Origin of the sequence: Pseudomonas sp. HMSC067G02 (genome assembly GCF_001813485.1) — a bacterium.
In the GTDB taxonomy this organism is placed as follows: domain Bacteria; phylum Pseudomonadota; class Gammaproteobacteria; order Pseudomonadales; family Pseudomonadaceae; genus Pseudomonas; species Pseudomonas aeruginosa.
The window spans coordinates 247,253-267,471 of record NZ_KV812729.1 but is presented as its reverse complement, the minus strand read 5'-3'; the positions used below and the strand labels follow the sequence as shown (position 1 = coordinate 267,471).

23 protein-coding genes are annotated in these 20,219 nt (G+C 67.4%); 11 read left to right on the top strand and 12 right to left on the bottom strand.

The window, feature by feature from the left end; genetic code table 11:
• Both HMPREF2914_RS30110 and metK read left to right on the top strand, forming a co-directional pair.
• Positions 1-1,002, top strand: coding sequence for an ArsR/SmtB family transcription factor (locus tag HMPREF2914_RS30110; protein WP_003113231.1), 1,002 nt, complete (start codon positions 1-3; stop codon positions 1,000-1,002).
• Between the two features lie 15 nt (positions 1,003-1,017).
• Positions 1,018-2,208 (top strand): methionine adenosyltransferase, encoded by a 1,191-nt coding sequence (gene metK / locus HMPREF2914_RS30105; RefSeq protein WP_003084948.1) that lies wholly within the window; start codon positions 1,018-1,020, stop codon positions 2,206-2,208.
• Positions 2,209-2,264: 56 nt separating this feature from the next.
• On the opposite strand, the gene HMPREF2914_RS30100 is transcribed toward metK, so the two are convergent.
• A complete protein-coding gene (locus HMPREF2914_RS30100) occupies positions 2,265-3,569 on the bottom strand; it encodes a ferredoxin reductase family protein (RefSeq protein WP_023092345.1) in 1,305 nt (434 codons plus the stop codon).
• Between the two features lie 204 nt (positions 3,570-3,773).
• On the opposite strand from HMPREF2914_RS30100, the gene HMPREF2914_RS30095 reads away from it, so the two are divergent.
• Positions 3,774-4,517, top strand: coding sequence for a metallophosphoesterase (locus HMPREF2914_RS30095; protein ID WP_010793507.1), 744 nt, complete (start codon positions 3,774-3,776; stop codon positions 4,515-4,517).
• A gap of 3 nt (positions 4,518-4,520) precedes the next feature.
• Here HMPREF2914_RS30095 and HMPREF2914_RS30090 read toward each other — a convergent pair whose 3' ends face one another.
• The gene (locus tag HMPREF2914_RS30090) at positions 4,521-5,489 is read right to left on the bottom strand and encodes an extracellular catalytic domain type 1 short-chain-length polyhydroxyalkanoate depolymerase (protein WP_023092344.1); all 969 of its coding nucleotides are present in this window, start codon (positions 5,487-5,489) and stop codon (positions 4,521-4,523) included.
• Between the two features lie 249 nt (positions 5,490-5,738).
• Here HMPREF2914_RS30090 and HMPREF2914_RS30085 point away from each other — a divergent pair, with 249 nt between their 5' ends.
• Positions 5,739-6,158 carry a DUF1090 domain-containing protein gene (locus tag HMPREF2914_RS30085; protein ID WP_015649728.1) on the top strand — a complete coding sequence of 140 codons (420 nt, stop codon included), beginning with the start codon at positions 5,739-5,741 and terminating at the stop codon, positions 6,156-6,158.
• A gap of 191 nt (positions 6,159-6,349) precedes the next feature.
• Here HMPREF2914_RS30085 and HMPREF2914_RS30080 read toward each other — a convergent pair whose 3' ends face one another.
• The 3 genes from HMPREF2914_RS30080 to HMPREF2914_RS30070 all read right to left on the bottom strand — a co-directional run bounded on the left by HMPREF2914_RS30080 (position 6,350) and on the right by HMPREF2914_RS30070 (position 8,208).
• Positions 6,350-6,808 (bottom strand): c-type cytochrome, encoded by a 459-nt coding sequence (locus tag HMPREF2914_RS30080; protein ID WP_003110213.1) that lies wholly within the window; start codon positions 6,806-6,808, stop codon positions 6,350-6,352.
• Positions 6,809-6,921: 113 nt separating this feature from the next.
• Entirely contained in the window at positions 6,922-7,308 is a 387-nt protein-coding gene (locus tag HMPREF2914_RS30075) for an MAPEG family protein (RefSeq protein ID WP_003101585.1), read from the bottom strand.
• A 69-nt stretch (positions 7,309-7,377) separates the two neighbouring features.
• Positions 7,378-8,208 (bottom strand): DMT family transporter, encoded by an 831-nt coding sequence (locus tag HMPREF2914_RS30070; RefSeq protein ID WP_003101583.1) that lies wholly within the window; start codon positions 8,206-8,208, stop codon positions 7,378-7,380.
• A 228-nt stretch (positions 8,209-8,436) separates the two neighbouring features.
• Between HMPREF2914_RS30070 and HMPREF2914_RS30065 the strand changes: the two genes are divergently transcribed.
• The 3 genes from HMPREF2914_RS30065 to HMPREF2914_RS30055 all read left to right on the top strand — a co-directional run bounded on the left by HMPREF2914_RS30065 (position 8,437) and on the right by HMPREF2914_RS30055 (position 10,671).
• Positions 8,437-8,946: a disulfide bond formation protein B gene (locus HMPREF2914_RS30065; RefSeq protein ID WP_003101580.1), complete on the top strand. Its 510-nt coding sequence runs from the start codon at positions 8,437-8,439 to the stop codon at positions 8,944-8,946.
• 87 nt (positions 8,947-9,033) lie between these two features.
• On the top strand, positions 9,034-9,642 hold the full coding sequence (locus HMPREF2914_RS30060; RefSeq protein WP_003084923.1) for a LemA family protein: 609 nt from the start codon (positions 9,034-9,036) through the stop codon (positions 9,640-9,642).
• A gap of 3 nt (positions 9,643-9,645) precedes the next feature.
• Positions 9,646-10,671 carry a TPM domain-containing protein gene (locus HMPREF2914_RS30055; protein ID WP_003121802.1) on the top strand — a complete coding sequence of 342 codons (1,026 nt, stop codon included), beginning with the start codon at positions 9,646-9,648 and terminating at the stop codon, positions 10,669-10,671.
• A 110-nt stretch (positions 10,672-10,781) separates the two neighbouring features.
• Here HMPREF2914_RS30055 and HMPREF2914_RS30050 read toward each other — a convergent pair whose 3' ends face one another.
• From HMPREF2914_RS30050 to HMPREF2914_RS30040, 3 genes are all read right to left on the bottom strand, one after another.
• A complete protein-coding gene (locus tag HMPREF2914_RS30050; RefSeq protein ID WP_003084911.1) occupies positions 10,782-11,336 on the bottom strand; it encodes a helix-turn-helix domain-containing protein in 555 nt (184 codons plus the stop codon).
• A gap of 17 nt (positions 11,337-11,353) precedes the next feature.
• Complete coding sequence (locus tag HMPREF2914_RS30045; protein WP_003101571.1) at positions 11,354-12,643, bottom strand: NAD(P)/FAD-dependent oxidoreductase; 1,290 nt, start codon at positions 12,641-12,643, stop codon at positions 11,354-11,356.
• Between the two features lie 337 nt (positions 12,644-12,980).
• On the bottom strand, positions 12,981-14,471 hold the full coding sequence (locus HMPREF2914_RS30040) for a helix-turn-helix transcriptional regulator (protein ID WP_003084906.1): 1,491 nt from the start codon (positions 14,469-14,471) through the stop codon (positions 12,981-12,983).
• A 286-nt stretch (positions 14,472-14,757) separates the two neighbouring features.
• Between HMPREF2914_RS30040 and HMPREF2914_RS32810 the strand changes: the two genes are divergently transcribed.
• Positions 14,758-15,021 (top strand): hypothetical protein, encoded by a 264-nt coding sequence (locus HMPREF2914_RS32810; RefSeq protein WP_003084903.1) that lies wholly within the window; start codon positions 14,758-14,760, stop codon positions 15,019-15,021.
• A 74-nt stretch (positions 15,022-15,095) separates the two neighbouring features.
• On the opposite strand, the gene HMPREF2914_RS30030 is transcribed toward HMPREF2914_RS32810, so the two are convergent.
• From HMPREF2914_RS30030 to HMPREF2914_RS30015, 4 genes are read right to left on the bottom strand one after another with little or no spacing between them, the layout of a single operon-like run.
• The gene (locus HMPREF2914_RS30030) at positions 15,096-15,812 is read right to left on the bottom strand and encodes a type 1 glutamine amidotransferase (protein WP_003084901.1); all 717 of its coding nucleotides are present in this window, start codon (positions 15,810-15,812) and stop codon (positions 15,096-15,098) included.
• Positions 15,812-16,993: an aspartate aminotransferase family protein gene (locus HMPREF2914_RS30025; protein WP_003084899.1), complete on the bottom strand. Its 1,182-nt coding sequence runs from the start codon at positions 16,991-16,993 to the stop codon at positions 15,812-15,814. The genes HMPREF2914_RS30030 and HMPREF2914_RS30025 overlap by 1 nt, the downstream gene beginning before the upstream one ends.
• A complete protein-coding gene (locus HMPREF2914_RS30020; RefSeq protein WP_003113233.1) occupies positions 16,986-17,222 on the bottom strand; it encodes a hypothetical protein in 237 nt (78 codons plus the stop codon). Before HMPREF2914_RS30020 ends, HMPREF2914_RS30025 begins: the two co-directional genes overlap by 8 nt.
• A complete protein-coding gene (locus HMPREF2914_RS30015) occupies positions 17,219-17,920 on the bottom strand; it encodes an MOSC domain-containing protein (protein ID WP_009315131.1) in 702 nt (233 codons plus the stop codon). Before HMPREF2914_RS30015 ends, HMPREF2914_RS30020 begins: the two co-directional genes overlap by 4 nt.
• A gap of 101 nt (positions 17,921-18,021) precedes the next feature.
• On the opposite strand from HMPREF2914_RS30015, the gene HMPREF2914_RS30010 reads away from it, so the two are divergent.
• From HMPREF2914_RS30010 to HMPREF2914_RS30000, 3 genes are all read left to right on the top strand, one after another.
• On the top strand, positions 18,022-18,900 hold the full coding sequence (locus tag HMPREF2914_RS30010; RefSeq protein ID WP_003084893.1) for a LysR family transcriptional regulator: 879 nt from the start codon (positions 18,022-18,024) through the stop codon (positions 18,898-18,900).
• Positions 18,901-19,253: 353 nt separating this feature from the next.
• Complete coding sequence (gene dnr / locus HMPREF2914_RS30005) at positions 19,254-19,937, top strand: transcriptional regulator Dnr (protein ID WP_003084891.1); 684 nt, start codon at positions 19,254-19,256, stop codon at positions 19,935-19,937.
• An 83-nt stretch (positions 19,938-20,020) separates the two neighbouring features.
• Positions 20,021-20,215 (top strand): hypothetical protein, encoded by a 195-nt coding sequence (locus HMPREF2914_RS30000; protein WP_003084889.1) that lies wholly within the window; start codon positions 20,021-20,023, stop codon positions 20,213-20,215.
• Positions 20,216-20,219 lie beyond the last annotated feature (4 nt).

The window sequence follows — 20,219 nt, the reverse complement described above, 5'->3', positions numbered from 1 at the left end:
ATGAGCCTTCGCGTGCCTTCGATACGACCAGACGACTACGACCCGCTCGCCGCGCTGTGCAAGGCGGCTGGCGACTCGCTGCGACTGAATGTGTTGCGCGCCCTGGCCAACGATTCGTTCGGCGTGCTGGAGCTGGCGCAGATCTTCGCCATCGGCCAGTCGGGCATGAGCCACCACCTCAAGGTGCTGGCCCAGGCCGGGCTGGTGGCGACGCGCCGCGAGGGCAACGCGATCTTCTACCGGCGTTCGCTGCCCCTGGCCGAACGCACCGGCGGCGCGCTGCACGCGGCGCTGCTGGAGGAAGTGGACGAACGGGCGCTACCCGACGACGTGCGGGCGCGGATCGATGCCGTGCACGCCCAGCGCGCGGCGGTCAGCCAGGACTTCTTCGCCCGCGCGGCGGACAAGTTCCAGGCCCAGCAGGACCTGATCGCAGGACTGCCGCAATACCGTGAGAGCGTGTTGGCCTTGCTCGACGCACTGGCCTTCGCCCCCGGCGCCACGGCGCTGGAGGTCGGCCCGGGGGACGGCGGGTTCCTGCCGGAACTCGCCAGGCGTTTCCGCCAGGTCACGGCGCTGGACAACAGCGCGGCGATGCTGGAACTGGCGCGCCAGCGCTGCAAGGAAGAAGGATTGGGCAACGTCCGCCTGGAATTGGCCGATGCCCTGCAGGATGCCGCCGAACCGGCCGATTGCGTGGTGCTGAACATGGTCCTGCACCACTTCGCCGCGCCGGCGGAGGCGCTGAAACAGTTGGCCCGCCTGGTCCATCCGGGCGGCAGCCTGCTGGTGACGGACTTGTGCCGGCACAACCAGGGCTGGGCCAGGGAGGCCTGCGGCGACCTCTGGTTGGGTTTCGAACAGGAGGACCTGGCCCAGTGGGCCGACGCCGCAGGGCTCACGCCCGGCGAGAGTCTTTACATTGGTTTACGCAATGGCTTCCAGATCCAGGTCCGGCACTTCGCCAGGGATGCATCCGAAAGCCGCCTCACCCACCGGTAATGTAGGAACCGATTGATGAGCGAATATTCCGTTTTCACCTCCGAGTCCGTGTCCGAAGGCCATCCGGACAAGATCGCGGACCAGATCTCCGACGCGGTGCTGGACGCCATCATCGCCAAGGACAAGTACGCTCGCGTGGCATGCGAAACCCTGGTCAAGACCGGCGTGGCGATCATCGCCGGTGAAGTCACCACCTCCGCCTGGGTCGACCTGGAAGAGCTGGTGCGCAAGGTCATCATCGACATCGGCTACGACAGCTCCGACGTCGGCTTCGATGGCGCCACCTGCGGCGTGCTGAACATCATCGGCAAGCAGTCGGTGGACATCAACCAGGGCGTCGACCGGGCCAAGCCGGAAGACCAGGGCGCCGGCGACCAGGGCCTGATGTTCGGCTACGCCAGCAACGAGACCGACGTGCTGATGCCGGCGCCGATCTGCTTCTCCCACCGCCTGGTCGAGCGCCAGGCCGAGGCGCGCAAGTCCGGCCTGCTGCCATGGCTGCGCCCGGACGCCAAGTCCCAGGTGACCTGCCGCTACGAAGGCGGCAAGGTGGTCGGCATCGATGCGGTGGTGCTGTCCACCCAGCACAACCCGGAAGTCTCCTATAACGACCTGCGCGACGGCGTGATGGAGCTGATCATCAAGCAGGTGCTGCCGGCCGAGCTGCTGCACAAGGACACCCAGTTCCACATCAACCCGACCGGCAACTTCGTGATCGGCGGCCCGGTCGGCGACTGCGGCCTGACCGGACGCAAGATCATCGTCGACTCCTACGGCGGCATGGCCCGCCACGGCGGCGGCGCGTTCTCCGGCAAGGACCCGTCCAAGGTCGACCGCTCCGCCGCCTACGCCGGCCGCTACGTGGCGAAGAACATCGTCGCCGCCGGCCTCGCCGAGCGTTGCGAGATCCAGGTTTCCTACGCCATCGGCGTGGCCCAGCCGACCTCGATCTCGATCAACACCTTCGGCACCGGCAAGGTCAGCGACGAGAAGATCGTGCAACTGGTCCGCGAGCACTTCGACCTGCGCCCGTACGCGATCACCAAGATGCTCGACCTGCTCCACCCGATGTACCAGCCGACCGCGGCCTACGGCCACTTCGGTCGTCATCCGTTCGAGCTGACCGTGGACGGCGATACCTTCACCGCGTTCACCTGGGAGAAGACCGACAAGGCCGCTCTCCTGCGCGACGCCGCCGGCCTCTGAGCGACCGCGCGATGAAGAAGCCCCGCTTCGGTGGGGCTTTTTCGTTTCCGGCAGGCTCAGCGCATGCGGAAGGCTTCCTGGTGGAACAGCCGCAGCGGCATGCCCTGCCGGCGCAGATCGCGGCGCAGGCTGTCGGCCAGCCCCTGCGGACCGCAGAACCAGACGCTCGGCCAGCGTCCTTCGGCGCTCTTCAGCACGCCCAGTTGCGCCGCCTGCGGCTTGCCCTGCTCGTCGCTATAGCGGATGTGCAGGGTCACGCTGGGCAGGTGTTCGCAAAGTTCGCGCAAGCGCCCGGCGAACAGCGCTTCCTGGGAATTGCGCACGCAATAGTGCAGCTCCACCGATGGCGCGCTTTCCGGCGCGGCCTGCAGCGACTCCAGCCAGGCGATGAACGGCGTCACGCCGATCCCGGCGGCGACCCAGACCTGCCGCCCGGCCAGGCCACGGCGGAAGTCGAAGCAGCCGTATGGCCCCTCCACCTCGACCCTGGCGCCGACCTCCAGGTTGTCCTGCAGGCGCCGGGTGTAGTCGCCCAATGCCTTGATGCTGAAGCGCACCTCGCCGCAGCCGCGGTCGGCGCTGGCGATGGTGAACGGATGGGCACCCTCCAGGCGGTCGCAGGTGAGAAAGGCGAACTGCCCGGCCCTGTGCGACCAGTCGCCCTGCAGCCGGCAGGTCACCTCGAGCAGGCTTTCGCCGCGCCGCTCGACGGCGGTGACCACGCCCGCATGGCGACGCGTGCGACCGATCCGCCCGCTCAGAGACAACAGTGCGCAGGCCGAACCGAGCAGAGCGCAGGCCGCCACCAGCCAACCGGCCGGCTGGCTCCAGTAGCTGGCCGGGGCGAGCACCACGGAATGGAAGGCCAGTACCAGGTAGACCAGGGCCAACGCCTTGTGCACATAACGCCAGAGGTGATACGGGAAGCGCTGCCAGAGAGTGATCAGCAGCATCCCGCCGAGAATCCACGCCGACCATTCACCCAACTCCTTGGCCGAGCCACGGAAGACGTCGAGGAAGGCTTCCACCCGCGGGCCTTTCACCGGTTTGCCGACGATACCCGCCAGCCAGGGGCCGGCCAACTCCAGCAGGTAGTGCAACAGGCCGAGGACGATGGCCAGGATGCCCGCCCACTTGTGCAGGCGGTACATGCGGTCGAGCCCGTCCAGCGGCTTCTCCAGCCAGACCGGACGCACCGCCAGCAGCATGATCAACGACATCAGGGCGAAGGACGCTACCCCGGTAAGCAGGATCGCCTGCTTGCGCACCACCCAGATATCCAGGCTCGCCGGCGGATCGACGGCCAGCGTCAGGCCCCAGGCCGCCAGCGCGGCGGCGAGAACTCCCCATAACAGTTTCATTGGCACCACTCCCCGACAGAACGCGCGAATCGCTGGAATGAACCCTGCGCGTCCAGTCTTAATTGTCCCTTAACTTCATGGGGGAATTAGCGAGGCCAGCGAGGTTTTCCCGCACAGCCATGACCTGCGTCAATCGTTGTCGGCCTTCAACCCCGGGGTGGGCGGAGCTATGCTGGTCCGCCGCGCCTACCGCCGAGCCGTGCCATGAAGATCCGCCTGCTGTCCGACCTCCACCACGAACATTTCGACGGGCGACGCCAACTGCCAGAGCTCGAGGCCGACGTGGTGGTGCTGGCCGGCGATATCCACAGCCACCTGGAAGGTCTGCACTGGGCCCGCGAGACCTTCGCCGACAGCGAGATCGTCTACGTCGCCGGCAACCATGAGTTCTACTCCTCGGAAATGACCGACCTGACCCAGGCGATGCGCAATATCGCCCGGGCGCTGGAGATCCACTTCCTGGAAAACGACGAAGCGCGGATCGGCCCGGCGCGCTTCCTCGGCGCCACCCTGTGGACCGACTTCCAGCTCTATGGCGCGGACGGCTATGCGCCCGCCCATGAGCTGGCCCTGCAATCGATGCCGGACTTCAGCTGCATCGACTGGTTCGGCGGCGACTTCACCCCCGAGCAGAGCATCGCCCTGCACCGGGCCTCGCGCGACTGGCTCGCCGAACAGCTGGCGCGGCCCCACGACGGCCCGACGCTGGTGGTCAGCCACCACGCGCCCAGTGCGCTGTCGATCCCGCCGCAGTTCGTCGGCAACCCGCTGTCGCCAGCCTTCGCTTCCAACCTCGACGAACTGGTGGCGCAGGCCGACTACTGGCTGCACGGTCACGTCCACGATGCCCTCGACTACCGCATCGGCCGGGCACGGGTGCTGGCCAATCCGGGCGGCTATCCCCACGAGAGAGGCGGGTTCCGTCCGGAATTCGTCTTCGAGGTCTGAGCCTCAGCGCGGCAACTGGCTGAAGAAGCGCCAGATTTCCGCTGGCGCGTCCAGTTCCGGGTCGCTCTTGCCGAGAATCCGCGGGAAGCGATAGTCCGGCTGCGCCAGCACGTGGCCGCCGCCATGCACGCTGAGCAGCTCCACCGGCGGATGGCCGTCTTCCTGCCAGCGCTGGCGCTCGGTCCAGACCGGGCCGGGACGGGTCAGCGGCGCCACGTCCGGCGGCGCGGCGATGCCGTTCAGGCCGGCCCACCAGCGTGCCGAGTCCGGGGTCGAGCGTACCGCGCCCCGGTCGCCGAAGCCGAACAGGCTGACCTTGCCGCCGAGATAGGGATTGATCGGATCGCGCGTGCCGTTGATCAGCAACGCAGCGGTCGGCCGCTCGACCGGCCGACAGGCATCGTTCTCCGTGGTCGGCAGGCTCGCCGCCACCGTTGCGATCGCCGCCGGCAACCCCGGTGCTTCGGCGGCCAGGCGGAAAGCCATCTGGCCGCCATTGGAGTAGCCGGCGACATATACCCGCTGCGGATCGACGCGGTATTCCTGGGCCAGCCGCGCCACCAGCGCGCGGAGGAAAGCCACGTCATCGACGTCACGCAGCCGCGCCGAATAGCTGGCGGCCTTGCGGCAATCGTTCCAGTGGCCCTCGAAGCCGTCCGGGTAGGCCACCAGGAAACCTTCTTGCGCCGCCAGCCGGTCGAAGCCGTAGCCGCTGATGCGGCGCATCTGCGCGCCGTCGCCCCGTGAGCCGTGCAGCACCACCAGCAACGGCGCTCCCTCGGTCACGCCCGGCGGCACGTAGAGCAGGTAATGCCGGCGCAGGCCCGCGACCTTCAGGCTCGAGTCCTCGCTGTGGCCGGCCAGCGCGGGGGTGCGCAGGGCCTCGTCCTGCAGCCACCACCAGGCGCCGGCGAGCAGCGCCAGGACCAGCAGCAGGATAAGCGTGCGAACCAGGCGGATCAGCGTACGCATCGCGGTTCTCCCGTTCTCGGCGTCTTCGGACAACGTTAGGCCGGGTTGCGCCGGAATGCCCGAACCATGGCCCTTCTCCAGAGACCCCGGGGCGGCGTACTTTGCTCCCGGACAACCACAACCGTGCCGTTTGCTGGCACACTTGCGCCTTTGTCACGCCGGCTGCCGCCTGCCTCATCCGCCTGCCAGGACGCTCGGCCGAGCCGTCGTCCGGCAACCGCACCGGCCGTTCGATCAAGGAGCCAACCGATGTCCATTCGTCCTTCACTGCCGCTGGCCGGGCTGCTGCTCGCCGTCTCCCTGCCGCTCTCCGCCGCCCAGCCGGGCACCATCAAAGGCGCCCCGCTCAGCGGTTGCGCCGCCAAGCAGGCCGCCATCGAGGCGAAGCTGGAAACGGCCCGTTCGTTCGCCAACGAAGGCCAGGTGGCCGGCTTGGAAAAGGCCCTCTCCGAGGTCAAGGAACACTGCACCGAAGCCGGCCTGCTGAGGGAGAACAAGCAGAAGGTGATCGACAGCGAGCGCGAGGTCAGCGAACGCGAGAAGGATTTGCGCAAGGCCATGGGCAAGGGCGATCCGGAGAAGATCGAGAAACGCAAGGCCAAGCTGGCCGAGGCCCGCGCCGAACTGGAAGAGGCCAAGAAAGGCCTGGAACAGGCCCAGGCACAGTAGGACACCAGGTACCGCCCTACGCCTCGCGCCTCCCACGTAAGGCGTATGACGCCCACGGCGTTACCCGCCATCCGCGCCGCAGCGGGACACCAGGTGCCGCCCAGCGCTGCCGCAACGGCGAATGAGCGCCAGCGCTCATTCGCCCTACCCCTCGCGCCTTCCAGGCAGGGCGTATGACGCCCGGTCCGGCCTCAGAGCGCGCGGAATTTCTTGTGGCAGGCTTCGCAGGCGTCTTCCACCGCGGCGAAGTCCTTGCGCACGCCATCCGGGGTCGGCGTGGCCTGGCGAGTGTTGTCCTGGAGACGGTTCATCGCGTCGATGAAGACCTGGGTGGCGGCCTTGAACTCCTGCTGGCGCTGCCAGACCTCGTCCTTGGCGCGGGTGTCCTCGCCCTCCTCGCCGGCCTTGGGACTGGGGAAGTACTGCCAGGGCTGGTCGGCCAGTTGGTGCAACTTCGCCGATCCGGCGCGGAACTTCTCCGCGTCGAAGGGCAGGCGTCCGCGGAGCATCCCGCCCATGTCCTCGCTGGTCCGTAGCATTTCCTTGAAGATCGCCTGGCGCTTGGCCTCGGGCGAATTGGGATCCATACGGTGACAGCCGCTCAGGGCGACGCCGGCCAGCAGCACGACGAGCAGGGACTTCAGCTTCATGGCAAGGCTCTTTTTTTCAGGGTCGATCACGGAAGCGGCGGATTATCCGTCGCCACCGCCGATTGATCCAGAGCCGCGCGCCCGCACTGCGGCCATAGGCCGCAGCGGGCTGCTCAGGCGGAAACCACGAAGAACGCGGCGATGAGCAGCATGCCGACGAACCAGACCAGCGAGCGCAACGGCCCCCAGTCGGCGAGGTAGCAGATGACGTAGAGCAGGCGACTGGTGATCCAGGCAATGGCCAGGCTATCCAGGGTCGCCTGCGAAGCGTTGCCGACCAGATGGGCGATGATCACCGCCGCGGCGAACGCCGGGGTCACTTCGAAAGCGTTCAACTGGGCGTTGTTGGCACGCCGGCGAAAGCCTTCGAGCGAACCGAGGAACGCCCGCGGGTCGGCGTTGGCCCGACCGCCGTAGCCCTCCCCGCCGAACTTGGCGATGGAGGTACAGACGTAAGGCAGGAAGATCGCGATCAGCACGCACCAGAAAGCGATGGTCATGGCAGTTCCTTGTGGTTGTGGAACTGCAACTCAAGCTGGCGCCGCTCGTTCTGTAAAGGCACAGCCCCTTCAGAGCTTCATCAGCAGCATTCCGGCCAGCACCAGGCCGCACGCCAGCAGGCGTGGCAGTCCGAACGGCTCGTTGAGGAAGCGCATGCCGAACAGCACCGCCAGCAGCACGCTGGTCTCGCGCAACGCTGCCGCTTCGGCGATCGACCCCAGCTGCATGGCCCACAGCACCAGGCCGTAGCTGGCCAGCACGCAGACCCCGACCGCCAGGCCGAGCTTCCACTCCAGCGCCCAGAAGCGGGCGAAGGCGCGGGTTCGCGCGCCAACGGCGATCAGCGGGAACGGCAGGCCGGAGAGCAGCGTCAGCCAGACCAGGTAGTCAAGCGCCAACGGCCATCGCTTCAAGGCGTTGCCGTCGCTCCAAGTGTAGCCGCCGATGCACAGGCCGATCAGCAGCACCACCGGCAGAGTCCGCCAGGGCAGGCGCGAACCGCCGCCGCCCCAGAGCAGGCAAAGCATGCCGAAGGGGATCAAGAGGATGCCGAGGATCTGCCGGCCGCTGAGCTGCTCGCCGCCGAACGCCAGGGTCAGGCCCAGCACCACCAGCGGCGACAGCCCGCGCATCAGCGGATAGACCAGGCCCAGGTCGCCGACCTTGTAGGCCTCGATCAGCAGTACCCGGTAGAGCAGTTGCAGGACGGTGGCGCCGAGCAGCCAGGGCCAGACTTCGGCCGGCGGCAGGCTGACGAAGGGCAACAGCAGGATGGCGCAGAGCACGCCGACCACGTCCATGCAGGCGACGACCAGCAAGCGGTCGCTGCTGAACTTGACCAGGGTGTTCCAGGTGGCGTGGAGAACGGCGGCGCACAGCACCAGGCTGGTGGCTAGCATGACGGACCTTATTGGTATAGACCAAGATAGTCTATCCCGGCGGAGCCTCCAGATGCTCACCCCGTTGCGGCGTTTTTCCCTGAAAGCTCCTACGAAAGCGGAGAAACATGCAGCAGACATCGTTACGTCAAACGGCTTAATCTTCGGGCAATCCTGATGGACTACCATCGGCCAGCGCCGCACAGTGCCGGCCCGGCCTCCCTTATCAACGACACAGGAATCCCTGCCTTGAGCGCTCTCCTCAAGCCCCTCGACAACCGCTTGTTCTGGCCCGCGGTCGCCATCGGCGGCCTGCTGATCCTCGCTTTCGTCCTCTACCTCCAGCACGTGCGCGGCTTCGCGCCCTGCTCGCTGTGCATCTTCATTCGCCTGGACGTGCTCGGCCTGGTGCTCGCCGGGATCGTCGGCAGCCTCGCCCCGCGTTCGCGGATCGCCGGCGGCATCGCCGCGCTGGGCATGCTCGCCGCCAGCCTGGGCGGGATCTACCACGCCTGGTCGCTGGTCGCGGAAGAGAAACTGGCTGCCCAGGGCATGGGCAGTTGCAAGATGTTCATGGGCTTCCCCGAATGGATACCGCTGGATACCTGGCTGCCGCAGGTCTTCCAGCCCGAGGGACTGTGCGGCGAAGTGGTCTGGACCCTGCTCGGCCAGTCCATGGCGGTCTGGTCGCTGGCGCTGTTCGTGTTCTGCCTGCTGGCCCTGGCGGCCAAGCTGGCGTTCGGCCGCCGCACCGCCTGACAGCGCCGATATCCGTGCCGGCACAAGGAACGTGCTGGCCATTGGCTGGTCTACAATCGAGCTTTCTCAACCCGGATGAGTACCACCATGCCTCGATTCCTCAGAAATGCCCTCCTTCCCGTCCTCGCCCTGCTGCTCAGCGGCTGCGGCTACAACGCCATGCAGGCCGGCGACGAACAGGTGAAAGCCGCCTGGTCGGAAGTGCTCAACCAGTACCAGCGGCGCGCCGACCTGGTGCCCAACCTGGTCAGCACGGTGAAGGGCTATGCCTCCCATGAGGCGTCGGTCCTGACCCAGGTCACCGAGGCCCGGGCCAAGGTCGGCAGCGTGCAGCTGAACGCCGACCAACTGGACGACGAGCAGGCCGTGCAGCGCTTCCAGAAGGCCCAGGGCGAACTGAGCTCGGCGCTTTCGCGCCTGCTGGTAGTCACCGAGAACTACCCGCAACTGAAGGCCGACGGCCTGTTCAAGGACCTGCTGACACAACTGGAAGGCACCGAGAACCGCATCGCCGTCGCTCGCGGCCGCTACGTCAAGTCGGTACAGGAATACAACGTGCTGCTGCGCCAGTTCCCCGGCGTGATCACCGCCAAGCTGTTCGGCTACAAGCCCAAGGCGAACTTCAGCGTGGAAAACGAAGCGGCCATCTCCACCGCGCCGAAAGTCGATTTCGGCAACCCGCAACCGGCGCAGTAAGCCATGCGCCGGCTGCTACTGGGCGCCGGGCTGCTGCTCGCCAGCCTGGTCGCCTGGGCCGATGTGCCACCGATACCCGCGCTGACGGCGCGGGTCACCGACCTCACCGCGACCCTTTCCGGCGACCAGCGCCAGCACCTGGAGCAACAGCTCGCCGCCCTGGAAGCCAAGAGCGGCGCGCAGCTCGCGGTGCTGCTGGTCCCGACCACCGGCGACGATTCCATCGAGGAGTACGCGGTGCGTACCTTCGAGAAATGGAAGCTGGGCCAGAAGAAGGTCGACGACGGCGTCCTGCTGCTGGTGGCGAAGAACGACCGCACCCTGCGCATCGAGGTCGGCTACGGCCTGGAAGGGGCCATCACCGACGTCCAGGCCGGGCGGATCATCAGCGAGCAGATCACGCCGCAGTTCCGCCAGGGCAACTTCTATGGCGGCATCCAGGCCGGCGTGGACAGCCTGGTGCAACTGATCGATGCCGAGAAGAACCCGGACAGCGCTACCGCCAGCGCTCCCGTCGACGCCTTGCCGGCGGTTCCCGAGGCCACGCCGCCGCGGGCCCTGCCGGCACCGGTCGACGAGGGTGAGGTGTATGACAGCGCCCCGCCGGAGCCGAAGAAGAAGAGCGGCCTGAGCGGACAGCTCTGGGGCAATCCGGTCTACCTCGGTGTCTATGTGGCGGTCCTGCTCGCCGTGGCCCTGCTCGGACGCCTGCTGCCGTTGCAGTGGATGCGGCGGCGCAGCATCGGCCGCTTCCTGCTTTGCAGCGCGGCGGTCGCCGGCCTGGCCTGGCTGTTGAGCATGGGCCTGTGGCAGAACGTCGACCGCGCGGCGGACGACAGTCTCGGCGTACTGGCCCCGACCCTGTTCATCTACGCCCTGTTCCTGCTTCCCGGCGAAGTGCTGATGGCCATTCTCAGCGCCATCCTCAATAGTCGCGGCGGCGGTGGGGGAGGCGGCAGCGGCGGTGGCAGCATCTTCCGCGGTGGCGGCGGCTCCAGCGGCGGCGGCGGCGCCTCCGGACGCTGGTGACGAAAAGCCCGAGGCCTGTGCCTCGGGCTTTTTTCATCGGTCGGCGACGGTTCTCGCCGATGCCGGAAGTCTTCGCCGCTATCCGGCAAACGACAGGGTAACGCGCTTCGTCAGGCGTATACCCAGAGCACCCTGACCGGCGCCTGGCTGCGGTTGGCATAGCGGCTGCGCATATGGCTGGGAATCTGGAAACCGTCGCCGGCCTGCAGGCGCAGCTCCTCGTCCTCCAGCCACAGGGTCAGCTCGCCTTCGAGCACGTAGCCGCCCTGCTCCGAGCTGTCCAGCAGGTCGCGCTCGCCGCTGTCGGCACCCGCTTCAAGGCAGGTTTCGAGCATGAAGAAGGCACCGCCAAGACGCGGCGACACCAGGTTGTCGCTGGCGCCACGAGCGTAGGCCAGGGTCCGACGCTCGCCCGGACGGGTCACCCAGGGCGAGGCCTGGGTCTTCGGCGAGCAGAAGAAGTAGGTCGCCGGCACCCCGAGCACCTGGCTGATGGCGACCAGGTCGTCCACCGCCGGCCGCGACAGGCCGCGCTCGACCTGGGAGACGAAGCCCACCGAACGGCGAATGCCGTCGGCCAGCGCCTGCAGGGTGATGCCCTTGCGCTTGCGCAATTCGCGCACCAGGCTGGCGATCTCCGCCAGGTCGTCGGCTACTTCGCTCATCTCGGCTCCGGGCCCTCTCAGAACAGGTCGCGCAAACGGTAATACGCTTTGCCCAGGGCTTCCAGCGGCGCGGCGAAGCGCTGGCCACCGGGAAACTTCGGATTGCGCAGACGCTGGTAGAGCGCCAGGGTCTCGTCGTCGCCGAGCAGCGCGTCGCTGACCGCCCTGGCCGCCGCCAGACTCGGCAGCACGCCGTGGCCGGAGTAGCCTTGCAGCCAGTAGCGGTTGCCCTGCCGGCCGATGTCCGGGGTGCGCCGCATGCTGCAGTCGATATGCCCGCCCCAGGCGTATTCCAGCGCCACCCCGCGCAACTGCGGGAACACCCGTTCGAGATAGGGCCGGGTGGCGGCGCGGATGTCGCTGGGCATGCCGCCCAGGTAGGTGCAGCCGCCGCCGAACAGCAGGCGGTGGTCCGGGGTCAGGCGGAAGTAGTCGAGGACGAACTGGTTGTCGGTCACGCAGCAGTTGCGCGGCAGCAACGACTTCGCCCGTTCCTCGCCGAGCGGCTCAGTGGCGACCTGATAGGTGCCCACCGGCAGCATCCGTTGCGACAGCTCGCTGTCCAGCCCGTCGATGTAGGCGTTGCAGGCCAGCACCAGCGCCGCGCAGCGGATCTCGCCGTGCTCGGTACGGACCCGGTAGCCGTCGCCCTCCTCGCGATAGTTCAGGGCCCGGGTCCGCTCGTGGATACGCCCGCCGGCGCGCTCGATGGCGGCGGCCAGGCCGAACGCCAGCTTGAGCGGATTCAGGTGTGCGGCGTGGGGATCGTAGAGACCGGCAAGGTAGCGCTCGCTGGCGATCCATTCGGGCAACTCGTCCTTCGCCACGAAGCGTAGCCCCTCGTAGCCCCAGCGACGGTTGGCCTCGGCCTGCCAGTCGTAGAGCAGGCCGACCCGGCGCGGCAGGATCGCCGTCCATAGGTGGCCGACCCGGTAGTCGCAGTCGAAGCCATGTCGCTGCGGCAACTCGCGCATCTCGCCGGCCGCCCAGAGCATGCCGTCCCAGAGACGGCGTGCGCCTTCGTAGCCGAGGTCGGCCTCCAGCGGCGGCAGGTCGCTGGACCAGCCGGGCAGCGCCTGCCCACCGTTGCGTCCGGAGGCCGCCCAGGCGATCCGGCTGGCTTCGATGACGCATACCTGGCGTCCGCCTTCGACCAGCCGCAGCGCCGTGTGCAAGCCGCTGAAACCGGCGCCGACCACCAGCACCTCGCAGTCGAGGTCACCCTCCAGGGCCTGGCGCGGCTGGATCAGTTCGGGATTGACGGCGGCGTAGTAAGTGCCGACATGCTCGTTGGATTGCAGGAACATCGCGACCTCCGTGAAATTATATTGGTTATTTTTCATGAAAAATAACACTTAAAATTTCACGACACCAGTCCCGAGCATTCGCAAACGGCCGGCAGGATGCCGTCGCGCACCAGCAGAGGCAGAGGGGCAAATATTCGAAAGGAGGCGGGAAGCCCCCCGCCAGAGCGAAACTGGCGAGGGGAACAGACGTGCGGACGGCGCGGCTCGCGCCGCGGAGAAAAGGTGCACGACCACGGGCGGGGGCATGCCGGGCGTGCTGCGCCAGTGTCGGCGCCGACGGGAGCGGGCGACAGGTACGAATGCACCAGCCGCCCTGGTGCATTCGTACCCTCTTCGTTTATTTGCGCCCGTTGCCGTTGCGCGGCTCCGGCGCGAATCCGCGTTCGCGTGCCCAGACGATGGCCTCGCCACGGCTGTGGACATCGAGCTTGGCGTAGATGGTCGCCACGTGGTTGCGCACGGTGTTCGGCGCCAGGCCCAGTTCCTTGGCGATCTCCTTGTCCGCCAGGCCCTGGCAGATGAGGTCGAACACCTCGCGCTCGCGCGCGGTCAGGTCGGCCAGTTCGGCGCCGGTGCCCGGCGCGTTGGCGCGGCGCACGTTGGCGAGCTTTTCGATCAGGGTGCGGCTGAACCAGGAAGCGTCCTGCATCACCGTCTCGATGGCGTGCACCAGCTCCATTTCGGTGCGCCGCCGGTCGCTGATGTCCAGCAAGGCCACCAGCACGCAGTCCTGCTCGTTGAGGCTCACCGCCTCGGCCGAGACCAGGCAGTCCAGGCCGTTGCGATCCTTGTGCTGCAGGCGCAGCTGGACGTTGCGCACGCTGCCGCTCTGCGCCAGCAGCTCGCCCAGGCGCTCGGCGCCGCCGTCCTGCCACAGCCCGCAGGCGACGGTGGACTCGCCGAGCAGTTCCTCGGCCTGGTAGCCGAAGGTTTCGCTGAAGGCCTGGTTGATGTCCAGCGCCTGCAGGTCGTCGCCGTACAGCACCAGGCTCGGCACCGGTGCCATGCGGAAGGCCTTGGCGAAGCGCTCCTCGCTCTTGCGCAGGGCCTCCTCGGCCTTCTTCCGCGGTTCGAGATCGGTGAAAGTGAAGAGCATGCAGGCCTCCTCGCCGACCTCTATCGGCTGCCCGGCGACCACCACGCACTTGCGTCCGCCCTCCGCCACCCGCAGGCTCGCCTCCATCTGCGGAATGGTCTCGCCGGCGCCCAGGCGCTCCACCGCCAGTTCGCGGCGCTCGGCCTGGTCGAGTACGTCCAGCTCGTACACCGAACGGCCGATCACCTGGTCGCGGGCATAGCCGGTCATTTCCAGGAAACCGACATTGACCTTCACGTAGCGGTAGTCGCTGAGCCGGCAGATCACCGCCGGCGCCGGGTTGGCATTGAAGGTCTTCTCGAAGCGCTGCTCGGCGCTGGCCCACTCGGTGGCGTCGTGGAGGATCAGCACCAGGCAGTCGGGCTTGTCCTCGGGGGTGGTCAGCACCAGCCCGCGCACGCGGTGCACCCAGCGGGTGTCCTCGTCGGCGGCGGGAAACACTTCCACCACCACGTCGCTGAAGCACTCGCCAGCCACCAGGCGCTCGGCCGGGTACTGCCCCTCCTGCAGCGGATGATTGTTGCGGTAGCGCAGGCGAAAGCGCTCGCGATACTCGCCGGTATCGGCGCCCAGGCCTTCCAGCGAATCGACGCCGTGCATCGCCAGGGCCGCCTCGTTGGCCCAGAGGATGCGCTGGTCCGGCTCGATCAGGATCACCCCTTCGGTAAGACCGGCGATGATCTGCTGCAACTGGCGGCGGTCGGTCTGGGTACGCAGTACCTGGTCGTTCATGCTGTTCCTCTTGGATGGAGCGATTTTCCGGGGGGCAGCAAGGATGCCCGCCCGCCCTGACCGCGCACGCGTGACGATTGCACTAGCGGTGCTAGTGCATTTGCATCGCGAAACGATAGCGGAGGCACCCCTACCCTGGCGATACAGGAAGCAATGTCCGGGCGGGAAGCCCAGACGCCGCGCCGGCCGGGAGGCTACGCCGCCCCTCGGTCCCGAGGTCGTCGACGCATCCACCCGACTCGCCCTGCACGAGAAGAAAGCCCCATCCCCTTGCATGAGCGATGCGATGAGCAAGAACAAGCACCCCGATCTCGGCGAGATCCAGCGCAGCCTGAACCAGGCGCTGGAAGGCTACGACTGCCAGTGCCGGATGCACTACGACGGCACCGTCAGTATCAATGTCGCCGCCCGAGAGCACGACGAAACCTTCACCTTCGTCGGCATCCAGCCCGGCGAGCTGGACAACCCCACCCGCCTGCACCTGTTCGCCGAAAGCCTGCGTCGCGACCTGGCACTACTGGAGCCCTGGTTGGGAAAGCACGCAGCCTAGAATAAAAAAAGCGCCCCACAGGACCAAAACGACGTCCGGAGGCGCATGCGAGGACAGAGGAATCTTTCTGGCGATCAGGCCCGGCGTGCGATCTCCGCCGGCCGATGCGCCAGGTAATCGAGCAACAGGAACAGCACCGGCGCCACCTCGCGGCAATGCGCGACACCCTGGCGGATCCTCCCGGCGCTCTGCACCGCCCCTTCCCGTTGCAGGTCCTGCGGGCAGGCATCGAGCAGCGCCTCGATGCTCTCCGCGGTGCTTTCCAGGTGACATTGCAGGCCGATAGCCTGCTCGTTCCAGATGAAGCCCTGGTTGGCGCAGGCAGCCGAACCATAGAGCGGCACGCTGCCGGCTGGCAGGTCGAAGGTCTCGCCGTGCCAGTGGAACGCCATCAGCCGTTCCGGCAGGCGCTCGCCCAGCGGCGAGCCCAGCGCCTGGCTGTACCTGTGCAGCGGCCACCAGCCGATCTCCGCCTGGCGTCCCGGGCGTACCGCAGCCCCCAGCGCCTGGGCCAGCAGCTGCGCGCCGAGGCAGATGCCAAGGACCTTCTTGCCGGCATCCAGCGCCGCGCGGATCAAACGCTTCTCCGCCACCAGCCAGGGATATTGCGCTTCGTCGTGGACGCTCATCGGCCCGCCCATCACCACCAGCAGGTCGAAGCTGTCCAGCGCAGGCAGGTGGGCGTCGGCGTAGAGGTAGCAGACGTGCTCGTGCTCGCAGTGGCGGCCGATCCAGTCGCCGATCCGCGCGCTGCCTTCGAAGGGAACGTGTTGCAATACCAGGGCGCGCATCAGGCCACCTCCTCGTGTCGGTTGGCGACCCGGGCCAGGGCCCGTTCCAGTCGCCGCAGCATTTCGTCGACGTTGGCCCGGCTCACCGTCAGCGCCGGGGAAAAACGCAGGCAATGCGGCTGCGGCGCGTTGATCAGCAGGCCTTCGCCGAACGCCGCGCGAACCACCGCCGGCGCGCGCTGGCCGATCAGCGGCAGCCCCCAGAACAGTCCCTGGCCGCGCAGCGGACCATGCCCATAGCGACGCGCGACACGGGCCAGGCCATCGCGCAGGTGAGTGCCCTGCTCGCGCACCTGCTCCAGGAAACCCGGCTCCAGCACGGTATTCAGTACCGCCAGCCCGGCAGCGGTCATCAACGCGTTGCCGTGGTGGGTGCCAAGCTGGTCGCCCGGTTCGAAGCAGCAGGCGTTGCCACGCGCCAGCAGCGCCGACAGCGGCACCCCGGCGCCGAGGCCTTTGCCAAGGGTAACGATGTCGGCGCGTACCCCGTACAGTTCCTCCGCCAGCAGCGCGCCGCAGCGGCCGATGCCGGTCTGCACCTCGTCGAGGATCAACAGGACGCCACGCTGCCGGCACAGCCGCTCGATGCCACGCAGGTAGTCGAGGGTCGCCGGGATCACCCCGGCATCGCCCTGCACCGGCTCCAGCATCACCGCCACCGTCTCTTCGTCGATGGCCGCGGCCATGGCGTCGAGGTCGTTGAACGGCACCCTGGCGAAGCCCTCCAGGCCATGCTGCGCCGGCTTGCCACAAGCCGTCAGGGTGCCCGGGGTGCGTCCATGGATGCTGTTGACGGTGCTGACGATCCGTTGCGCGCCGCCGCGATGCAGGCGGCCCCACTTGCGCGCCAGGGCGATGGCCGCTTCGTTGGCCTCGGCGCCGCTGGTGAGGAAGTAGGCCTGGTCGCTGCCGGTCGCCAGGCACAGGCGCTGCGCCAATGCCAGCACCGGCCGGTTGAGCAGGCCGGGGCCGGCGCTGACCAGCTCCCGCGCCTGCCGGGCCAGGGCCTGGACCAGCACGCTGGGACTGTGGCCAAGGCAGTTCACCGCCAGGCCCTGGGTGAAGTCGAGGAAGGCGCGTCCGTCGCTGTCCCACAGCCACGAGCCCTGGCCACGGACGAACACCTGCGCGGGCCGTTCCTGGGTGCGCATCAGGCGCAGGCTATCCAGCGCATCAGCCATCTTTCAGTTCCTCGGTCATGTACTCCACCGCCAGCAGGCGCACGCCCTGTGGCCCCTGCTCCAGCAGCCGACGCTTTTCCCGGCGCGTTTCGAAGCGCAGTTCGAAGCCGTCGCCGGCGGGGAAGCGCTGGCGCATCAGCTCGCGCACCTCGGCAAAGCGCGCGGCGCTCACCGTCATGCTGGCCAACAGCCGGCCGGACTGGCTCAGGGTGATCAGGTAGTCGCTCAAGAGGCATGCTCCCGGTAATCCGACGGCCCGTGCAGGCGCGGCCCCCAGTCTTCCACCACGCCGCTGGACAGGCGTTTCGCCGCTGTCTTGCGCCAACGCTGGGAGAGCGCGTCGCAGGCCATCATCTGGCGCAACCCGAGAGGCTCCAGGGGATCGCCGAAATACCACTGCAACAGGCGGGCGACGGTCAGTTCGGGGTAATGCCGCTGGACCAGCTTCAGCTCGTCCCCGGGAGTCACCATGCCGCTGCGCAGGACCCGATAGAACCAGCCGCAGCGGCCGCCGCTCTGCAATTCGTCGGGCAGCTCGGGAAGATTCCAGCGCTGGCCCTGGCGATAGCAGGGCGAACGCGGCTGGCTGACTTCCAGCAGGGCATCGCCCCAATGGAACTGGTCGCCGATGCAGACCTCGGCTTCGGTGATGCCGTAGGTCGAGATGTTCTCGCCGAACGCCGGCAGTTGCCAGCGGTTCAGCGGGTGGCGCTTGCGCCAGTAGCGGTAGTGCTCGGCGGGATAGTGATGAAGAGCGCGCTCGAGGCCGCCGTGGTGGCGGATGTCGGCCTGTTCGTCGCCGGGCAGGCCATCGTGGCCCAGCCAGAACTCCTGCTCGACCGGCAGCTTGTCGATCGCGCTGACCAATCCGCCCCAGGTTTCTTCGACTTTACCTATGAAAACGCCGTTTACGACTATCTGCTCCATTGCTCCGCGACCACCCGATGTACCGCCAATGCAGCTAGACTAGTGCCTCACGCGGGACCCACTCCATTTCGATTTTCCAGTTTCATCGATAAGAACAGCTTATGGATTTTCGCCAACTCCGCTATTTCGTCGCGCTCTACGAAGAAGGCCACGTCGGCCGCGCCGCCGAACGCCTGGCCCTGTCGCAACCGGCCCTCTCGCAGCAGATCCGCCAGTTGGAGCAGAACCTCGACGTCTCGCTGTTCCAGCGCAGCGGCAAGCGCCTGCTGCCGACCGTCGCCGCCCACACCCTGTACAACCATGCGGTACCGCTGCTGGAGGGATTGGAAAGGGCCCGCGAGGCGATGCGCGTATTCCGCGGGCAGACCCCGCGCAGCCTGGCGATCGGCGTGCTGCAGACGGTCAACGCCAGCCTGGTGCCGTACATGGTCGAACGCCTGCACGCCGCGCAGCCGCATCTGCGGGTGCAGATCTACGAACTGTCGGGAATCGACATCGAGCGGCGCCTGCTCACCGGCAACCTGGATATCGGCATCGGCTTCCTGCCGCCGCGCCAGCCGGGCTTGCACAGCGTCGAGCTGTACGAGGACGAATTGCAGTTGGTGATCCCCGAGGAACACCCGTTGAAGGAGTTCAGAAAGGTGTCCCTGGCCCAGGCCGCGGAGTTGCCGATGCTGCTGCTCGGCGAAGAGTTCCGCGCGCGCCAGATCTGGCAGGAGCAACTCGCCGCGATCGGCCGGCGGCCGCGGGTGCAGGCGGAACTGAACCACATGAGCGGGATTCTCGACAGCCTGCCGCAGACCCGCTTCGCCACCGTTCTACCGGGCAAGGCACGGCAGATGCACTCGAACCAGCGGCTGCTGTGGAAACCGCTCAGCGAACCGCGCATCCCGCTGAAGGTCGGCCTGGTCTACCGCGACGCGCAACGCCAGCACGCCAGCGTCGAGCTGCTGCGCTCGCTGCTGGAAGGCGTGGTCTGAGCGACGCGGTTTTCCTCGGGCAATAAAAAACCCCGCCTTTTGGGCGGGGTTTTGCAGACCTCTATCCTGACATCCGTGCTACGCCACCATCCATGGTGGATTCCCTGAGTTTCCGTATTGTCTTTGGCGCTTCCTGCGCAATGTCCTGACGGTTTGAAGATTACGCATCTCTGCGAGGGGGAGAAAGCAGCCAAAACCACCGCCGTTTGTAAGCCTTGGCTTACACGCTGTAATAGTTCCGCTCGCCGGACCGACGGCAACACCCAGCCGCCGGGAGCTTGCCGTGCGTCAAGATGATCTGCGCCGGGCCCGCTACAGTGGCCAGTCCCCTCATCATCGCGAGCCTTCCCAGCATGGAATTCCAGCGCGTCCACCAGCAGTTGCTGCAAAGCCACCACCTGTTCGAACCGCTTTCTCCCGTCCAGCTCCAGGAACTGCTCGCCAGCAGCGACCTGGTCAACCTCGACAAGGGCGCCTACGTGTTCCGCCAGGGCGAGCCGGCGCACGCCTTCTACTACCTGATTTCCGGCTGCGTGAAGATCTACCGGCTGACCCCGGAAGGCCAGGAGAAGATTCTCGAAGTGACCAACGAACGCAACACCTTCGCCGAGGCGATGATGTTCATGGACACCCCGAACTACGTGGCCACCGCCCAGGCCGTGGTGCCCAGCCAGCTGTTCCGTTTCTCCAACAAGGCCTACCTGCGCCAGTTGCAGGACAACACCCCGTTGGCCCTGGCCCTGCTGGCCAAGCTCAGCACCCGCCTGCACCAGCGCATCGACGAGATCGAGACGCTTTCCCTGAAGAACGCCACCCACCGCGTGGTGCGCTACCTGCTGACCCTCGCCGCCCACGCGCCGGGGGAGAACTGCCGGGTGGAAATCCCGGTGGCCAAGCAACTGGTGGCCGGTCACCTGTCGATCCAGCCGGAAACCTTCTCGCGGATCATGCACCGCCTCGGCGACGAGGGCATCATCCGCCTCGACGGCCGCGAAATCAGCATCCTCGATCGCGAACGCCTGGAGTGCTTCGAGTGAACAGCGCCGCCGCTTGATCGCGGTCAAGCGCGCCACGGCCCGTCCGCCGGCAAGCTGGCGGGGTCGAGCCCGCGAGAACGCCCATGCGCCAATGCCTGTATTGCCTCCATGAAACCGAGGGCGCGGAAAGCGCCTGCGAACAGTGCGGCATGCCGCTGCCCAGCGCTTCCCAGCGCCAACTCCAGGGTCGCCGGCAGCGGCGCTTCGCCTGGTTCTGCGTCGGGCTGGCGCTGTTCTGCCTGGGCATGATGCTCTGGCTGCCGCGCGATGTTCCCTGAGGCC